We start from the raw sequence: 17,379 nt of genomic DNA, 5'->3' as shown, positions 1-17,379 counted from the left end.
TGGAATGACAGTAATTGCAGATAGAATCGCACAACTAAGACAATTAATGATGGAGCAAGAGATGGCTATGTATGTAGTCCCTACGGCAGATTTTCATCAAAGTGAATACGTGGGAGAGCACTTTAAAGAGCGCGCTTTTATCACAGGGTTTGATGGGTCAGCGGGAACAGCGGTTATTTGTTTAGACCAAGCAGGTTTATGGACAGATGGACGTTATTTTTTAGCTGCTGAAGAACAACTCAAAGGTTCTGGGGTAACACTATATAAAATGGGAGAGCCAGATGTTCCAACCATCGCAGAATTTATTGAAGCCAACTTACAAGACCAAGGAACATTAGGCTTTGATGGCCGAGTAGTGTCTATGGAAGATGGCTTAGTGTATCAAGAGATTGTTACCAAAAAGAACGGTCGCATTTTGTATGACACTGATTTAATTGATTCCATTTGGACAGATCGTCCAGCCCTATCAACAGAACCAGCTTTCCATTTAGAAGAACAATTCAGTGGGGAAAGCACGGCGTCAAAATTAACCCGTTTAAGAGAAGCTATGACTGACATGGGTGCTAATACCCACATCATGACTTCTTTAGACGATATCTGTTGGTTACTTAACATACGTGGCAATGACATTGATTTTTTCCCAATGGTGTTGAGTTACGCTGTGATAACACCAGATAAAGTGGAGCTATTTATTGATGCTTCTAAGCTAGACGAGACAATCATGGCAGATTTTAAAGCGAATCATGTCATTGTGAATGATTACAATGGTGTCTATGATTATGCTAAAACGCTAACAGAAGAAAACGTGTTACTTGTTGATCCGATTCGAATGAATTTCGCCTTGCAACAAGATATTCCAACGACGGTAAGAGTGATTGAAGCAACCAATCCCACAGTCGTCTTTAAAGCGATTAAAAATCCTGTTGAAATTGCTAACATGAAACAAGCTCAGTTAAAAGATGGTGTGGCACATACACGCTACATGTATTGGTTAAAACACAACGTAGGTAAGAAAACGATCACAGAAATGAGCGCAACGGAGCAATTAGAAGCTTTTAGAAAAGAGCAAGAGGGCTACATTCGTCAAAGTTTTGAACCCATCACAGCCTTTGGTGAGCACGGGGCAATTGTTCATTACAGTGCGAGTGAGGAAAGTAATAAGACTGTGACCCCAGGATCCTTTTTATTAAGTGATACAGGTGCTGGCTTCTTACAAGGCTCTACTGATATTAGTCGTACCTTTGCTTTAGGTGAAGTGACAGAAGAAATGAAACGTCATTATACCACGACTTTGAAGAGTCATATTCGTCTCTCACAAGCAGTCTTTTTACATGGGGTGAATGGGGTGAACCTTGATATCCTTGCACGTCAACCATTCTGGGAACAAGGATTGAATTATAATCATGGAACAGGTCATGGGGTTGGGTATCTACTTAACATTCATGAGTCACCTATTGGTATTCGTTGGCAGTATCGTTCAGGTGAATCACATCCTTTTGAAGAGGGAATGGTTGTTACCAACGAACCAGGGGTCTATATTGCCGGTTCTCACGGTGTTAGATTAGAAAATGAACTACTGGTTCAAAAAGGAATAAAGAACGAATACGGCCAATTTATGCATTTTGAGAGCATTACTTATGTTCCATTCGATAGAGACGCTATCTTACCAGAATTACTATCGACAGAAGATATCAACTGGTTGAATGCGTATCACGAAAAAGTCTATGGCCTATTGGTTGATTTATTACCTGAATCAGAACAAATATGGTTGAAGGCTATCACTCAACCATTGTAAATATTAGCTTAAGAAGGAATCAGTCGATGAACTGTTTCCTTCTTTTCATCTATATGGTTAACATAATATAATTATAGTAAACTTTATCATTGCATTTTGATTGACATAAACAAAGTTAATGGTATTATAGATAAAAATATGGAGGTGTTTTTATGGGATTAAATGAATTTATTTTAGGATTAAATAGTTTGGAAAAAATATACCGTGCACCTGGTTTTTTTAAGTTTACAGAGCACACTGTGGCAGCCCATTCTTACCGAGTGACATCAATTGCTCAAGTACTAGGTGATATTGAAGAATTGAGCGGAGAGACCATTAACTGGAAAGTATTGTATGAAAAAGCTTTAAATCATGATTATACAGAACGCTTTATCGGGGACATAAAAACACCTGTAAAGTATGCCAGCGTAGAATTAAGAGGGATGCTTCAGATTGTTGAAGAGAGCATGGCTGAAGAATTTATTAGCCAAGAAATCCCTGAAGCCTTCCAAGATATTTATCGTAAACGGTTATCAGAAGGAAAAGATAGTTCTAAAGAGGGCCAGTTATTAGCAGTAGCTGATAAAGTTGACTTATTGTATGAGTCTTTTGAAGAAATTATTAATAACAACCCTGAACCTGTTTATAAGAGCATGTTTATCGAATCCATCACAACGATTCAGCAATATCAACACTTAGCTAGTGTGACTTATTTTTTTAAAGAGATCTTTCCAGAGCTATTAAATAAAGAATTCTATGGGAAACAAGAGTTAGTTTCCCATATAAACAACGCTTTATTACCGGAAAATCGACATTTATAAATTAATAAAAGAAAAAGCCGTAACAGATATTTTCTGTTGCGGCTTTTTAATATTCCTTTAGATTAAGCTGCTTGTTTAGCATTTTCTCTTCTAGCAAGAGCTGGGAAGATGAAGCCAAGAGCGATTAAGACAATCGGTGTTAAAATATTTAATACCAATTGGAAAATATAGGCTTTTGGGTTATCTCCATAGGTCATTTTAGGAATAACCCCTAAAAGACATGCGAAGGCTGTAAATAAAAAGCACCACAAGCCAACAAGATAACCGATTTTAGGGTTTTTCATGAATTTATATTCAGAGTCAAATTGTTTGTGCATTTTGTTAACCATCATATAAGCAAAGAATACCCATAAATAACGTAGTGGCATTACGATTGAATTTAGATTTAGTAACCAGTTGTATAACTCGTTCATGTTCTTGATCCCAAGACCAGGCACAATAATTAGGATACTAACTAAGACACCTGTTAGAGCATATCCTTTAAGTGGCGTCCCATTTTCATTGGTTTGTGCAAAGCTTTCAGGAATAAATTCTTTATCAGAATCTGCTAAAAGAATTTTTAATGGTGCGTCGATAGAGAAAGCTAACGCTGAAATTTGTGCTAAGGCTTGAGCCACTGCATAAATCACCACAAAAAGATTTCCGACGTTATAGTAAGCCCCTAATTTACCAAAGGCTTCATAAGCACCATTGGCCATCAAGTCAGCAGGGATATTGTTGCTATCAAACAACATAGCCATAGAGAATGACCCTAGAATCGCACAAACTGCAATCATAATAGCCAGAGCTAACATGCCTTTTGGAAATTCTTTAGATGGGTTTTTAGTATCGTTAACATAAGGTGAAATTTTTTCAGCCCCACCTACAGCAAAAACCAACATAGAAACTGTTGTAAAGTAAGCAAAGTTAAAGTTTGGAATGTATGTTTTAATACTTCCCATATCTGGCGTTGCAAAGCTTGCTCCTGAGATAGCTGGAGCAGAAACTGCGAGTAAAATGAATAATAATGACATAATAAACATCGCTGTTCCTGCTACATTTCCAATTCTTTTTAAGGTTGTTAACCCTTTAGAGGCAATCCATAAGAAAAATAAAAAAATCGTTAAACTCATGATAGAGACAACAGTAGAACTTACTTCATTAATTAAATTACCATTTTGTTTGATAATCCAGTTGAAAGCAATAACAATCTGTTGCGGCTTTTGTGCTAAGTAGGGGATATGCACTACCCAGTAAGTCCAAGCAGCAAAGTAACCAATTTTTTTAGTAGTAGTATTTTTAACCCAACTACTAACCCCACCAGAACTGTCCTTAAACGTTGACCCTAATTGTCCTACGATTAAAGCATAAGGAACAAAATATAATAACATGATTAAAATCCATGATGTAATAACTGACACACCTTGTGTCGCGTAGTTATTGACCACGTTTCCTAATCCCCAAACAGAAACGAAGGCAATAATTGCTACATTGTGCCAACGTAGTTGTTTCGAACTACCCAATAAAACCACTTCCTTCTAAAAGTATCGGCTCAAAAATAGGAACCTTTATTATCATATACACAAATAAAGTGAGATACAATAACTTTTAGTAGAAAGTGGTAAGTTTCGCTGCAATATTAAAATACGTTAATATCTTTATTAAAAAATCTATTTAAATAGATCACTGTAATCAGAGTAGTCAATGCCTTTTAAGTGATGGATATCATCTCCATAAGCTAAACCAATTCCTCGTGTGTCATCAAAACCAATACCACTATAAAAAACATAATAGCGGCCGTTTTCTTTAAGCAAGGCACTTCGGTAAAGTCCTTTTCCATCAAAGTCATCTTCTTTTCCAGTTGGATAAATAATAGGTGTCAGAGTATCCCATTTTTTGTTATCTTTTGACTTACTGTAATAAACATTCATCGTATGGCGTTCTGATGGTGTGTTTTGACCCGTTGCTTTGAAACCTACTAGCACCATTTCATAACCTAAGTCGGTTGCTTGAACGTCTAAATGCCAATGTTTCATGTTTTGTTCGTTGTAAGGTATAACCACTTCCGTTGCTTTAGACCATTTTTTACCATCTTTGCTTTCACGATACCAAATTCGGTAACCGCCTTGGACATACCAAACTTTATAGCCATCTTTATCTTTTACAATAGCAGGGGAAATCATATCTCCTGCTTTCCGTTTATGACGATACATTTCTTCTTTTTTTGTCCATGTTTCTCCATCTGAGGTTGTCATTTGGTAAATAATCACATCACCATTAACATCATCCACATAACGCCAAAATAACTCAATTCGGTCTTCTTCTTTGTTATAGATAATATGAGTATCTGAATCGTATTGTTTAGGAGCGCCACCCTCTGTAAATTCACTTGATGTTGGTTCATCTAAAGGGTTTGATTTGTCAGCATCCCAGGAAACGAGGTCGTTTGATTTAAAAACATGAGGGTTTTCAAAGGCTGCATTTCCCTTAGGATAAGCCGTAATCCCCATCCAGTATTTGTAACCATGCCATTCTTTTGGAAAACTAATAACAGAAGGGTGCGTATTTTCGATGGTATCATAAGCTGTTGGTAAGGTCATACGTTCTTTTGCATTAGCATAAGTTACCACTTTTTTACCATTCAGATACAATGTATTATCTCTCTTAATAATCCCTTTCTTTTGTTCTAAGAATTTAATGCTCGGCGGGGTAGAAATAGCAGCTCCCACAACAAAGCAGAGGATAACAGCCACATTGATGCGCCAGTTTTTCAAGTCTTTTTTAAAGATTAAACGGTAAATAAAGTAAGATAAGGCGAAGGTCATAATACTAACGCCTATAATAACGAATAGTGCTTCTCTGATTCTCATAATTTAACTCCTTTTTAGTGATATTACTTTTTCTTTATCTGGTGTAACAAAGAGAGTCTGTTGATTCTCATAAATAACGTAACCCGGTTTAGCGCCATTTGGTTTTTTTACATGCTTGACTTGGACGTAGTCCACAGGCACGCGGCTAGATAACCGGTATTTAGAATAGTAAGCAGCTAGTATAGCGGCTTCTTCAAGCGTTTCTTCTGAAGGTTCTGCTTCTTTAATGATAACGTGAGAACCAGGGATGTCTTTGGCATGAAGCCATACATCTGTTTTACGAGCTGTTTTTAGTGTGAGTTGATCGTTTTGTAAGTTATTCTTACCTACAAGAATAAGGGTACCATCTGAAGCCACAAATTCTTCAGGAAGGCTTTTCTTGTTTTGTTTCGGTTTCTTTTTCCCTTTGTGCTTCACTTTGATATACTGTTGATCTACTAATTCTTCCCGGATGATATCCAAATCTTTGGGTGTAGCTAAATCCAGCTGCATTTCTACAGATTCAAGGTAATACAAGTCGTATTGGGCTTTTTCAATTTGTTCTAGTACTTTCTTAACCCCACTTTTTAGTTTTTGGTATTTTTGAAAGTATTTTTGCGCATTTTGATTAGCCGTTAAGGCAATATTCATATCAATTCGTAATAACTCATTGTTGTCATAGTAATTAGGTAAGTAAATTTGAGCTTCACTACGGTTGATTTGATGAATATTGGCTGTGATTAATTCTCCTTTAATGCGATAAAGTTCAGCGTTATCTGCTTCTTTTAAAGATAAATTCAATTTTTTGATTTTCTTTTTGAGCTTTTGTTGATCGTTTTTAACTTTCCGAATTAAGTCATTGGCTTGTTGACTCACACGGTCTTTTTCAGCTTTACCTTCATAAAAACCATCCAATAATTCACTCAGAGTATCATATTGGGCGATAGTCTGGTCTAAATAATGAAAGGGAATAGGTGCAAAGATTTCTTTTTTCCCCTCTTTCATTAAAGTAGGAGCCGTACGTGTTAATAGCTCGTCAAAAAAAGAGTGCCATGAAGCGTATTTATCTTTAGGATTTTGATTGATACGATAGGCTAGCTCTGTGGCTGAGTCCTTACCAAATCCCTGAAATTCAGATTGGATGTCTGCGCTTGTCAGTTCATCTCTTGTGTTTAAAAATTCAAATAGCTTTTGATTGTCTGTTTCAAAGGGATTAATACTGGTTTGTTTTGGCGGTGCTATATAAGCAGCTCCTGGTAAAATAGATCGGTATGTATTCTGACTACTACCAACGTGCTTGATAGCGTCAATGATTTTATCCGTCTCTTGATTTTTTAGAATAATATTACTGTGACGTCCCATTAATTCAACTACTAAAATAAGATCTTCTAAATCGCCTAACTCATTACGAGTAGAAAAAGAAAATTCTAACACTCGGTCATTATCAATTTGAGTCACGTCGTTTAGAATACTTCCTTCTAAGTATTTTCGCATAACCATACAAAAGTTAGGTGGGGTAGAAGGGTTAACATAGCTGATGTTTGTTAACTGAACCCGAGCGTAAGAAGGGTGTGCAGATAATAAAAGGGTATGGTTTTTCCCTTGATGTCTAATGACAAACATTAATTCGTTGTCGTAGGGTTGGTGAATTTTTGAAATACGGCCGCCTATGATATTTTCTTGCAGCTCTTTCACCATCAGATGTGTGAATAGTCCATCGTATGACATATGATATCCTCCTTTGAATTGGTATTAAACAAATAAACAAGAAGGGTAGACAAGTAAATTGACTACCCTCTGATTATTTAAATTAGTTCGGTCCATTTCCTTTGAACCATCCTGTTTTAACATTGACTGTGACAACATACAATGGAAATTCTTGAGGTTTACTATTAGGAAATAGTTTTGAATTGGTTGTTGCATATAAATCGTAATAGCCTTCGCCATTCTCAACAAACTTAGGTACGAGAGAATAACCGCCTTCTGTCACATAACCGCGACTTAAGACTTCTCCAATAAATTTGTCTTGAATGCCAGGGTTCCATCCCCAAGCAGGATCACTAAAGTCAAAGGAAGCATCTTGGCGATTGCCCCAACGTTGACCGTTGTTAGTAACAGGGTTAGAAGCCGTGTTGTTATTCGTTGGTGCTGCTTTTTCTTCGGCTTTCTTTTCTTCTTCTGCTTTTTTAGCGGCTTCTTTGGCCTTTTTTTCTTCAATGTCTTTTATTTTCTTTTCAGCGGTTTTTAGTTGCTCTTGGCGAACGGCTTTCGCTTCAGGGTCAGTGATTGCTTTTAGGGATGTGATTGCTGCTTCGTAATCTTCCCTTGTTGGATTATCGATGACCTTGTCTTCTTTGAATAATTTTTTCATGGCAGTATCAACAGAGGTAAGAGCTTCTTTTTGTTTAAGAGCTAACTCTAACCCTTGGTTGAATAGTATATCGAAACCATCTTTTTCATCTTCGATAGGAAGAAGGGTAACTTTATCAGAGTTAACCACATAGGCTTTCGTATTAAGAGTATCTCCAACTAAGACGTTTTCTTTGAAAAGGTTGTTGAGTTCGGTTTGTTTTTGGAATTTATATTCTAAGTTTTCTATGTCATTCAGAGCTGTTTCATAAGTATCATGCCCTTTTAATTCGTTGACTTGTTTTTTTAGTTGTGCAATATCATCCGTTGTAACAGAATCGGTTAAAAAGACATGGTCTGAGTGAGTAAAGTACTTCGCTAATTCAGATTGAATGTCTGAGGTTACTTTCTCTATGCGAGCTGATTCTGCTTGTTTTTGCTGATACTGATACACGGTATAGCCTGTTCCTAAAGTTAATATGGCCACCGTTCCTAATAAGAGACGTTTTCTTTTACTTTTTTTATTATTGGAAGAATCTTCCGGTGTGACTGACGCTCGCTCTTCTAGTGGCGTAACATGGGTAATAACGTCTTCCGTTACATTCGTCACGGGGTCTGCTTTGTCTCCTTCTTCTGCCATAAGAACTGTATCAAAAGCAGGTGTTGTGGTATCGATGATATCCTCTTCCTTCTCAGGCTCATCCGGGGTAGAAGGGTTACTCTGATGTTCTGCTTCGTTTCTTTCTTCTAAATCATCAGAAACAGGTTCGCTCTGACCTTTTAACTCTTGTGTTATTTTTTCTGAGAATTTAGCTGCCTCACTTTGTTCCTTGATTGGGGCAACACTGGGCGTTTCTTCAGTGTCCGTCGTGTTATTTGATTTAATATCATCTGCTGTTTTTCCACGGTACTTAAAGATAGAATCAGCTTCTTGTGATAGGTTATTTGATGTATCAGAGCCATCCGTTGAATGGTCATGGTTAGTTGGTGTCTGTTCTTCTAGTTGTTGATCCTCGTTCACGGGAATGAAAATATCACAATTAGGACAGTAGGTATCATCCTGTTTAAATGTATGACCACAGTTAGGGCATTTATTAATTTCTTTTGTCAAGTGACTTCTCTCCTAAATATTTTATTATCTACAATTTATTAATTATATACTATAAATACTCAAAAACATAGAGATTATCCTTAATTTTTCTGTAAAACCCCTTTGCCAAAGGGCTACTTTATCATGTATAATACGACTATAAAAGTTAAGGTGGTTATTTAATGTCGCATTTAAAAGAAAAATGCCAAAAAGTGTTATCTCAACTCCAACTTGATCGACTCGTAAAGTATAAAAAAATCTTTCTCCCCATTCTGTTATGTGTAGGAGTCATTGTGTCTTTTAATTTAGTAGCAAAGGCACTGCAGCCTGGAATACGTGAGAAAGAAATCGCGTCTGTTGTGAAGGCACCTAAAAAAAATGCCCAAGTAACGTACGTCACAAAAGAGTCTGAGTTAAAACGCTTAGGTAAGAGTGAAGAACCTGTTATCCTAGGCTTTATGGATCGACAAAAAAACAAAGAGTACGAGACGGTGCACCAATGGTTTGGCTCAAAAGAGTTCAAAAAATTAGACTTACCTGTGTATGTCTTTGAACCTATTTATGACTTACAAGATTATAAAAAACAATACGACATACAACACAAAAATACCCTGATGTATGTAGCAAAAGGGAAAGAAGTGGGTAGGTATGGTTTTGATACGTTACAGAACGGTGATCAATCAATGACAGAGGAAATGAAAGGGATTGTTAATCCAATCATTCCGCAGAGAAAACCTGTTAGAGTGGAAGTGGTTGAAAAAACACTTATGATGGATGATAACGGGCAAGGCGTGACCAAAACGAGTGAAGTAGAATTTGAATAATAGTTAATAACAAACAGTTGACATTTGTTCAAAATATTTGTAAGATGAATAAAATAAAACACGAAAGAAGGACTTGTCATGAAACATTCTATTACTAACATCAATCAATTGAATCAAGCATTATTTTCATGGCAAACTTGGCGTAGATAGTTGTATTTATGCCTATTTGTGTGTAGATACAACCTTTAGATAACATTCTAAATGGACGTATCTATGTTGTGTTGACGGTGAACCCCACATAGAGCTGACTCTTATGTGGGGATTTTTTTATAGCCAAAACCTACATTGAGTGGGTTTTGGTTTTTTTATTGGGGGAATAAAGGGGAAAAAGGAGCGAGTAACGATGACAAAGACAAATAAAAGATTAAAGATAACCATGATCGTCCTTATTGTGTATTTGATAGGAGCGTTTATTTATGAGAGTAAAGAGCAAACAGGAAAAAAACGGGCTGATATTCCGACAATCGGGGTGTTGCAATATGTGAGTCACCCTGCTTTAGATGCGATTTATCAAGGAATCCTTGATGAATTAAAGGAACAAGGATATGAAGATGGGAAGACGGCTCACATTGTCTATCAAAACGGACAAGCCGACCAAAGCAAGCTGTCTACTATGAGTCAGCAACTATTAAGCCAACAATCAGAGGTATTAATAGGAATCGCGACGCCTTCAGCTCAGGCACTAGCCAACCAAACGGAAACAGTTCCTATAATTTTAGGAGCAATAAGTGATCCTAAAGGTGCGGGGTTAGTTGCATCTAATGACCGTCCTGGAGGGAATATTACAGGGGTCAGTGATCAATCACCTGTTGAGGCTCAAATGGCCCTTATCAAGCAGCTACAACCTTCTCTTAAGACTATCGGTATTATGTATTCTTCAGCTGAGGATAATTCGGTGTATCAAGTGGAGAAAGCTAAAAAAGCAGCTGAAAAATTAGGTATCGTGGTGACAACTTATGCGGTTCCTTCATCTAATGAAATGACTCAAATGACAGAAAATGTAGCAAAACACAATGATGTGATTTATTTACCGACAGATAACACAATGGCCAATGCTATGGCAACGATTGTAGATGTCGCAAACAAATCCAATACCCCTATTTTTCCATCCGTTGATACAATGGTAGAAGAAGGTGGTGTGGCGACAGTGGGTATTAATCAATACCAGCTAGGCCGTCAAACGGGAAAAATGGCAGCTCAAGTGTTAAAAGGAGAAATTGAACCGGCGTCGACTCCTATCTATACCTTTGAAACAGGGGATATTGTGATTAATGAAGAACAAGCAGAAAAATTAGGAATACCTATTCCTGATACTATTAAAAAGGAGGCAATCAAATGATAACAACGGCTATTTCTCAAGGGTTACTATGGTCTATATTAGGGTTAGGTATCTACTTAACCTTTCGTATTTTGAATTTTGCAGATTTAACGACTGAGGGAAGTTTTCCCCTGGGTGGTGCGGTGTGTGTGGCGAGTATCACTCATGGTGTCGACCCGGTTATTGCCACATTACTAGGTGTTATTGCTGGAATGCTTGCGGGTCTTGCTACGGGGATGTTATATACTAAAGGAAAAATCCCCGTTGTTTTAGCAGGGATTTTAGTCATGAGTAGTTTGAACTCGGTGATGTTGTTTGTTATGAAGTCACCCAATTTATCTCTCCTTAAACAACGAAAATTAGTCGATATTTTAGAGAGAGTTAACTTACCTGGTAGCTTTGACACCATTATTATGTCTAGTGTTGTGGTACTCATTGTGATTGCGAGTATTAGTTGGTTCTTAAAAACGGACTTAGGTCAGTCCTATATTGCCACAGGAGATAATGAGATTATGGCTAAATCCTTTGGTATTAACACAGATAGAATGAAGATATTGGGATTAGTGATGTCTAACGGATTAATCGCTCTAGCGGGGGCATTAATTTCTCAAAGTGAAGGCTATGCGGATGTCAATAAGGGAATAGGTGTGATTGTTATCGGGTTATCAGCGATTATTTTAGGTGAGATTATTTTTGATAATTTAACGTTAGTTGAGCGATTAATTTCGATTGTCTTTGGTAGTATCATTTATCAATTAATCATCTTACTTGTTATTCAACTTAATTTTGATACAACCTATTTAAAATTCTATTCATCTGTGATTTTAGCGGTTTGTTTGTTATCACCACAGCTAAAAACCAGCAAACGATTAACTAAGAGAGGACGTTAAACATGTCAAAATTAAGGATAGAACAAGGGGTCGTAGAAACGAGTTCAGGGCGCAGAATTATGAATGAGTTAGAGTTAAGCGTGCAACCAGGAGATTTTATCACGGTATTAGGAGGCAATGGTGCAGGTAAATCAACCTTATTCAATGTCATTAGTGGTCAGTTGCGGTTAACCTCTGGTGACGTAGCAATTAATAATCAGTCTGTTAAACAGCTATCAGAAGAAAAAAGAGCTAAGTATGTGGCTAGAGTTTTTCAAGATCCTAAACAAGGGACTGCTCCTCGAATGACTGTAGAAGAAAACTTAGCCTTAGCTGGTCTGAGGGGACAAAGACGTGGGTTAAGAATAACTCCTATGGAGACAGATGACGTGATTAAGAGATGCATTCAGGTGGGGAATGGTTTGGAACGTCACTTAAAGAGTTTTGCTGGGGATTTATCAGGAGGACAAAGACAAGCCTTGAGTTTGATTATGACAACATTAACTCAACCTGATATCCTATTACTGGACGAGCACACTGCAGCTCTTGATCCTAAAACCGCACAACAGTTAATGTTATTAACACAAGAGATGGTAACTACCCATCAATTAACCTGTTTAATGATTACCCACCGAATGGAAGATGCGTTGATATATGGTAATCGATTGCTTGTCTTAGAAAATGGTGCTGTAGTAGCGGATTATAATAAAGAAGAAAAAGAAAAATTATCATTAAATGATTTACTAGGTTTCTTTTAAACATAGAGTATATGTTATAATTAATAAAAACTCATTGGAGGATGTTAACGATGACAAAAAGATTAATCAGTGCAACAGCAAGTGATATTAAAAAAATGACACCAATGGAACTAAAGACCTCTATTCGAGCGTCAGAAGGACGAGTGATTTGTTCTGAAAATGTCGTGTTATCACAATCAGTGGGAGGGGACATTACAAATTCCGAACTTGCGGCAGCGTATGGGGCAGATTTGATTCTATTGAATGCTTTTGATGTATTCAATCCCATTGTGATGGGGTTACCTGGTAGCTCTAATTTACAAGATGTGATTGATAATATCAATGAACCGTTACCTGTTGAAATGAATCCTGTGGCACGGTTGAAGTATTTAACAGGTCGACCAGTGGGTGTTAATTTAGAGCCTGTAGATAATGAAATAGCATTAAACCAAAGCAAAGTAGGGATTTCAGATGGGAGACAAGCAACCAAAGAAACCTTAATTGAAGCACAAAAGTTAGGGTTTGATTTTATTTGTTTAACAGGTAATCCTGGAACCGGGGTTACAACTGAACGGATTGCGGATACGATTGCTCTTGCGAAAGAACATTTTTTTGGTCTAATTATTGCAGGTAAAATGCATGGGGCGGGAGTAGATGAACCAGTGATATCCATTGAGGCTGTGATGTCATATGTAGATAAGGGAGCAGATATTATCTTATTGCCAGCAGTTGGGACTGTTCCTGGTGTTACAGATGAGCAAGTCAGAGATGCCGTTAATTACGCTCATAAAGCAGGAGCGTTAACCATGTCAGCCATTGGAACAAGTCAGGAAAGTGCGGACACAGAAACGATTAAACAATTAGCCATTCGTAATAAAATTTGCGGCGTAGATATTCAGCATATTGGGGATGCGGGATACAGCGGATTAGCCCCTGTTGAAAATATTTATGCCATGTCAATTGCTATTAGAGGATTGCGTCACACGATGAATCGTGTGGGGACATCCATTAATCGTTAACCATAATTATATTATGTTAACCAATGGTTAATATCCGTTTAATCTCCGTTTAATCTCCCAAAATAAAGGGTATGAAGAAGCGTTACAACAAATGAAACGTTCCTTTGGCCAATCTGGAGAACCTATACATGGCTCTAACGGACTAGCTAAAGCTAAAACTATCAATGAATGGTTGTCTCAGGTCACTAAATTAAAAGATACTGATCAATACTTGATCGTTGATGAGGAAGGTGTTTTCATAGGTTTGATTGATATTAAAAAAAGATTAAACCAATACACTTCTAAAGAAGGTGGGCACATTAGTTATAGTGTGATTAAAGAACAGCAACGAAAAGGGTATGCAAGCCAGGCATTATCATTAGCTTGTAATCTAGGCTATGACTTAGGTATTCAGAGATTGTTATTAACGTGTAAAGAGGATAACCACGCTTCCAAACGAGTGATTCTAAAGAACAACCCACAAGAATCTTATAGTATCATGCTGAATCGGCAGAAGATTTGGCATTACTGGTTTTATAGAGAAAATCCAAAGATAACAAAAACCTCAAAATTAGATTTTGATGAGAAATAAAGCGATATCACCTTTTTTTAGAAGATTTGATTGTTAATTGTTAAATTATATACTATAATAGTCTTTGTGGTATTTATGATACGGAGTTGGATATTTTCCTTACTTCCGTCACATTTATTGCATTCAAGAAAGCACGTATGTGTTAAGTGAAGGAGGAAATATAATGGCTCAAGGAACAGTAAAATGGTTTAACGCTGATAAAGGATTTGGATTCATCACTCAAGAAGACGGATCTGATGTGTTCGCACATTTCTCAGCAATCCAAGGTGAAGGTTTCAAATCTTTAGACGAAGGTCAAGCAGTGACTTTTGATGTTGAAGATGGACAACGTGGACCACAAGCAGTAAACATCGTTAAAGGTTAATTATAACTTTATAACTACAACGCTTAGAAGCTTGCTTCTAAGCGTTTTTTTATTAGACAAAACGCAAACACCCCGCAAAGGAATATCCTTGCGGGGTGTTTTTATTTAGCGACTCACTGTTTGATAAAAATCAGCAAGAAATTCCATTGAAGCCATTTGTTGGTTACATTTTTTGCTATCTTTGCAGATATAATTCCCTTTTTTAGTGTACGTTCCATCGCCACTTTGTTTGGTTGTTGACATAAACATGGCAACGGCATCTATTTGATGGCATATCGCACAAGCGCTTTTGATGACAGTGCTGGACATTGTGCCGTATAAACCAACCAATCTCTCATTTTGATACAGCATGAGGTACTTCCTGTTTGACCCAATATCATCCCAAGCGAGATAGTTGGTGCGTAGTAGCTCTTCTTCAGAGACGTCAGGGTATTTTAATTTCTTTACCTTGCGAAACGTTTTTTCAATTTGTTTATCACTAGGACGCTTGAAAGGAACCACATGCTTTAATAGTAATTGATAAATGCCCTCCGCCTTTGCGTTCGTAAGGCTGTCATCAAAGTATAGAGGTTGAATTGTGTGATGCAATTCTTCTCCAATGATTGGTAAAATCGCCTCTCGTGTTTGTTCTTGCGTCACTTTGACCATGGCTTTATCTTGATTTGTTTTATAGACATTGATCAGTTGTTTGATATGTTGCTGAATATAAGTGTATTCATATGGTGACATGGTGCATTCCTACTTTCATGAGCTGAGTTTGTATCGTAATGAAACAGCTGATAAAAGAGTAACAAAAAGTAAAAAAAGACGCAAGACATAAACTCGTCACACTCTTTTCTTATAAAAATAATTGATAATCCTTATCTAATAGATTAAGCTATAATAAACTGAAAATAAAGGGGAGAGCTTTGGTATGACAGATTATAAGCCTGAAATCATACAAGACATTGGTCAAAACTTAAAAAAAGAACGAAAATCAGCTCAATTGACCATCGAGCACTTAAGCAAGATGTCCGGTGTGAGTGGGATTACCATTAGTAACATTGAAAATCACCGCTCAAACCCGACTGTTACCGTTCTTTGGAAATTAGCTGAGGCTTTAAACGTGCCCTTTACGCACTTATTTGGTGCTAAATCCACGATTCCTGTGAGCATTGCAAAACTAGCGACTCATTACGAAATACCTGATCCAGAGAGTAATTGGTATGTTGAGCCTATTTTTAATCAAGCAGATATGGAAGTCTATCGGGTGAAACTTAAAGCAAACTCTTCTTACTCAATGACACCGCAACACTTGAATTCTATTGAGGTTGTCACTGTTATGACTGGTAAATTGAGCTTAATGATTGGGGAAGAGACTTACGAAGTGGATACTTTTGAGTCCATCAATTTTTCTGCTTCCAATAAACATACCTACATTAATGAAACAAATGAAGATATCTATCTAAATATTGTTGTTAAATACCAAAACATATAATATAATAGTTAAAACACATAATATAATATGTGTTTTAACTATTTTTATTTTTGGAGGATGGAAGATACATGTCAAAAAAACAATCTAACAAGATGGCAAACCTCTTGTTATTAGGAATTATTTTAGTAGCAACCAACTTAAGAGCGCCTTTAACGGCAGTGGGATCTCTGGTTGGACTAATTAAGGGGGATTTAGGCCTTACAGCTTTTGAAGCAGGTCTAATTACAACAATCCCTTTATTATGTTTTGCCCTTATTTCACCGATTGCCCCAAAACTTGCGGCAAAATATAGCATTGAAAAAACAGTGTTCGTATCGCTGGTCACATTAACAATTGGGATTGTGCTCCGTTCGCTTAGTGCTTCGGCTTGGTTATTTGTGGGAACCATTTTAATCGGAGGATCTATTGCCATTTGTAATGTGCTGATTCCAGCATTAATCAAAAAAGAGTTTAGCCACAAAAGTGGAGTTGTCACAGGGATGTACTCTGTTAGTATGAACTTATCAGGTGCGATTGCTTCAGGAATTAGTTTCCCGTTAGCCGAACAATTAGGCTTTGGTTGGGCGCGTGCACTACAATTTTGGGCTATCCTAGCTATTGTTGCTATCATAGGCTGGTTACCTCAATTAAAAGGTAAGGAACATATGGAAAATCAAACAGGTGAGAACGATACGACAAATATTTGGCAATCTAAAATCGCTTGGTTTGTTACTGTGTTTATGGGATTACAATCATTAGTATTTTACGTTTTAGTTGCCTGGTTACCAGAAATTTTGGTTCAAAATGGCATTGCTGCTACCAAAGCAGGTGTGTTGCTTTCTGTTGTCCAATTAACCATGTTACCTATTACTTTTGTGGTACCGATTATTGCTGAAAAACAAAAAGATCAAAAAGTCTTAGTTATTTTAACGAGCGTTATGATGTTTTTAGGTATCGCATTATTGTTAACAGGTAACGCAACAGTGATTACTTTAGCTATGGTATTTTTTGGTATCGGATGTGGTTCAGCCTTCAGTTTAGCCATGATGTTCTTTAGTTTGAGAACAACCAGTGTTAAGATGGCCTCTGAGTTGTCTGGGATGGCCCAATCTATTGGTTACTTATTTGCATCATTAGGCCCTGTAGTCTTCGGTGGCTTATATGACTTGACGCATTCTTGGAATGTCTCTCTTTATGTTTTATTAGGAGTTGTCCTTGTTTTCTGTGCTGCAGGGATTGGTGCATCAGCTAATAAAAAAATCTAAACAATAAATAAACAGGATCACTCGTAGCAGTGGTCCTGTTTTGCGTTATATCAAGAGATTAATTATGAATAAAATCAAACACGCCTTTGCCTTA

Annotated in this window: 16 protein-coding genes; 11 read left to right on the top strand and 5 right to left on the bottom strand. The window is 37.1% G+C overall.

All coding sequences use genetic code 11. The features are described 5' to 3' along the window. Positions 1 to 4: 4 nt before the first annotated feature. Both ACVWM0_RS05425 and ACVWM0_RS05420 read left to right on the top strand, forming a co-directional pair. Positions 5 to 1,795 (top strand): aminopeptidase P family protein, encoded by a 1,791-nt coding sequence (locus tag ACVWM0_RS05425; protein ID WP_476473604.1) that lies wholly within the window; start codon positions 5 to 7, stop codon positions 1,793 to 1,795. A gap of 152 nt (positions 1,796 to 1,947) precedes the next feature. Further along, positions 1,948 to 2,595: a YfbR-like 5'-deoxynucleotidase gene (locus ACVWM0_RS05420; RefSeq protein ID WP_476473603.1), complete on the top strand. Its 648-nt coding sequence runs from the start codon at positions 1,948 to 1,950 to the stop codon at positions 2,593 to 2,595. 62 nt (positions 2,596 to 2,657) lie between these two features. On the opposite strand, the gene ACVWM0_RS05415 is transcribed toward ACVWM0_RS05420, so the two are convergent. The 4 genes from ACVWM0_RS05415 to ACVWM0_RS05400 form a co-directional block, all read right to left on the bottom strand. Continuing rightward, positions 2,658 to 4,097 (bottom strand): amino acid permease, encoded by a 1,440-nt coding sequence (locus ACVWM0_RS05415; protein ID WP_476473602.1) that lies wholly within the window; start codon positions 4,095 to 4,097, stop codon positions 2,658 to 2,660. Between the two features lie 147 nt (positions 4,098 to 4,244). Further along, positions 4,245 to 5,444 carry a hypothetical protein gene (locus tag ACVWM0_RS05410; protein WP_476473601.1) on the bottom strand — a complete coding sequence of 400 codons (1,200 nt, stop codon included), beginning with the start codon at positions 5,442 to 5,444 and terminating at the stop codon, positions 4,245 to 4,247. A 3-nt stretch (positions 5,445 to 5,447) separates the two neighbouring features. Continuing rightward, the gene (locus tag ACVWM0_RS05405) at positions 5,448 to 7,151 is read right to left on the bottom strand and encodes an NFACT RNA binding domain-containing protein (RefSeq protein WP_476473600.1); all 1,704 of its coding nucleotides are present in this window, start codon (positions 7,149 to 7,151) and stop codon (positions 5,448 to 5,450) included. Between the two features lie 82 nt (positions 7,152 to 7,233). Next, positions 7,234 to 8,883: a cell division site-positioning protein MapZ family protein gene (locus tag ACVWM0_RS05400; protein WP_476473599.1), complete on the bottom strand. Its 1,650-nt coding sequence runs from the start codon at positions 8,881 to 8,883 to the stop codon at positions 7,234 to 7,236. Positions 8,884 to 9,044: 161 nt separating this feature from the next. On the opposite strand from ACVWM0_RS05400, the gene ACVWM0_RS05395 reads away from it, so the two are divergent. The 7 genes from ACVWM0_RS05395 to ACVWM0_RS05365 all read left to right on the top strand — a co-directional run bounded on the left by ACVWM0_RS05395 (position 9,045) and on the right by ACVWM0_RS05365 (position 14,564). After that, positions 9,045 to 9,686 carry a hypothetical protein gene (locus ACVWM0_RS05395; RefSeq protein ID WP_476473598.1) on the top strand — a complete coding sequence of 214 codons (642 nt, stop codon included), beginning with the start codon at positions 9,045 to 9,047 and terminating at the stop codon, positions 9,684 to 9,686. 343 nt (positions 9,687 to 10,029) lie between these two features. Then, positions 10,030 to 11,025, top strand: a complete 996-nt coding sequence (trpX, locus tag ACVWM0_RS05390; RefSeq protein ID WP_476473597.1) for a tryptophan ABC transporter substrate-binding protein — start codon at positions 10,030 to 10,032, stop codon at positions 11,023 to 11,025. Continuing rightward, positions 11,022 to 11,894 carry an ABC transporter permease gene (locus ACVWM0_RS05385; RefSeq protein ID WP_476473596.1) on the top strand — a complete coding sequence of 291 codons (873 nt, stop codon included), beginning with the start codon at positions 11,022 to 11,024 and terminating at the stop codon, positions 11,892 to 11,894. The genes trpX and ACVWM0_RS05385 overlap by 4 nt, the downstream gene beginning before the upstream one ends. A 2-nt stretch (positions 11,895 to 11,896) precedes the next feature. Continuing rightward, positions 11,897 to 12,631 carry an ABC transporter ATP-binding protein gene (locus ACVWM0_RS05380; RefSeq protein WP_476473595.1) on the top strand — a complete coding sequence of 245 codons (735 nt, stop codon included), beginning with the start codon at positions 11,897 to 11,899 and terminating at the stop codon, positions 12,629 to 12,631. 50 nt (positions 12,632 to 12,681) lie between these two features. Beyond that, positions 12,682 to 13,629 (top strand): DUF7916 family protein, encoded by a 948-nt coding sequence (locus ACVWM0_RS05375; protein WP_476473594.1) that lies wholly within the window; start codon positions 12,682 to 12,684, stop codon positions 13,627 to 13,629. Between the two features lie 91 nt (positions 13,630 to 13,720). Further along, positions 13,721 to 14,200: a GNAT family N-acetyltransferase gene (locus ACVWM0_RS05370; protein WP_476473593.1), complete on the top strand. Its 480-nt coding sequence runs from the start codon at positions 13,721 to 13,723 to the stop codon at positions 14,198 to 14,200. 163 nt (positions 14,201 to 14,363) lie between these two features. Next, the gene (locus ACVWM0_RS05365; RefSeq protein ID WP_476473592.1) at positions 14,364 to 14,564 is read left to right on the top strand and encodes a cold-shock protein; all 201 of its coding nucleotides are present in this window, start codon (positions 14,364 to 14,366) and stop codon (positions 14,562 to 14,564) included. A 105-nt stretch (positions 14,565 to 14,669) separates the two neighbouring features. Here the strand turns inward: ACVWM0_RS05365 and ACVWM0_RS05360 are convergent, their stop codons facing one another. Next, positions 14,670 to 15,293, bottom strand: a complete 624-nt coding sequence (locus ACVWM0_RS05360; RefSeq protein ID WP_476473591.1) for a FusB/FusC family EF-G-binding protein — start codon at positions 15,291 to 15,293, stop codon at positions 14,670 to 14,672. A gap of 184 nt (positions 15,294 to 15,477) precedes the next feature. Between ACVWM0_RS05360 and ACVWM0_RS05355 the strand changes: the two genes are divergently transcribed. Further along, positions 15,478 to 16,041, top strand: coding sequence for a helix-turn-helix domain-containing protein (locus tag ACVWM0_RS05355; RefSeq protein WP_476473590.1), 564 nt, complete (start codon positions 15,478 to 15,480; stop codon positions 16,039 to 16,041). 68 nt (positions 16,042 to 16,109) lie between these two features. Next, on the top strand, positions 16,110 to 17,285 hold the full coding sequence (locus ACVWM0_RS05350; protein WP_476473589.1) for a CynX/NimT family MFS transporter: 1,176 nt from the start codon (positions 16,110 to 16,112) through the stop codon (positions 17,283 to 17,285). Positions 17,286 to 17,379: the final 94 nt, after the last annotated feature.

The sequence above is a fragment of the Vagococcus sp. 211 genome, assembly GCF_056322705.1.
This window is presented reverse-complemented; position numbering and strand designations above follow the sequence as displayed.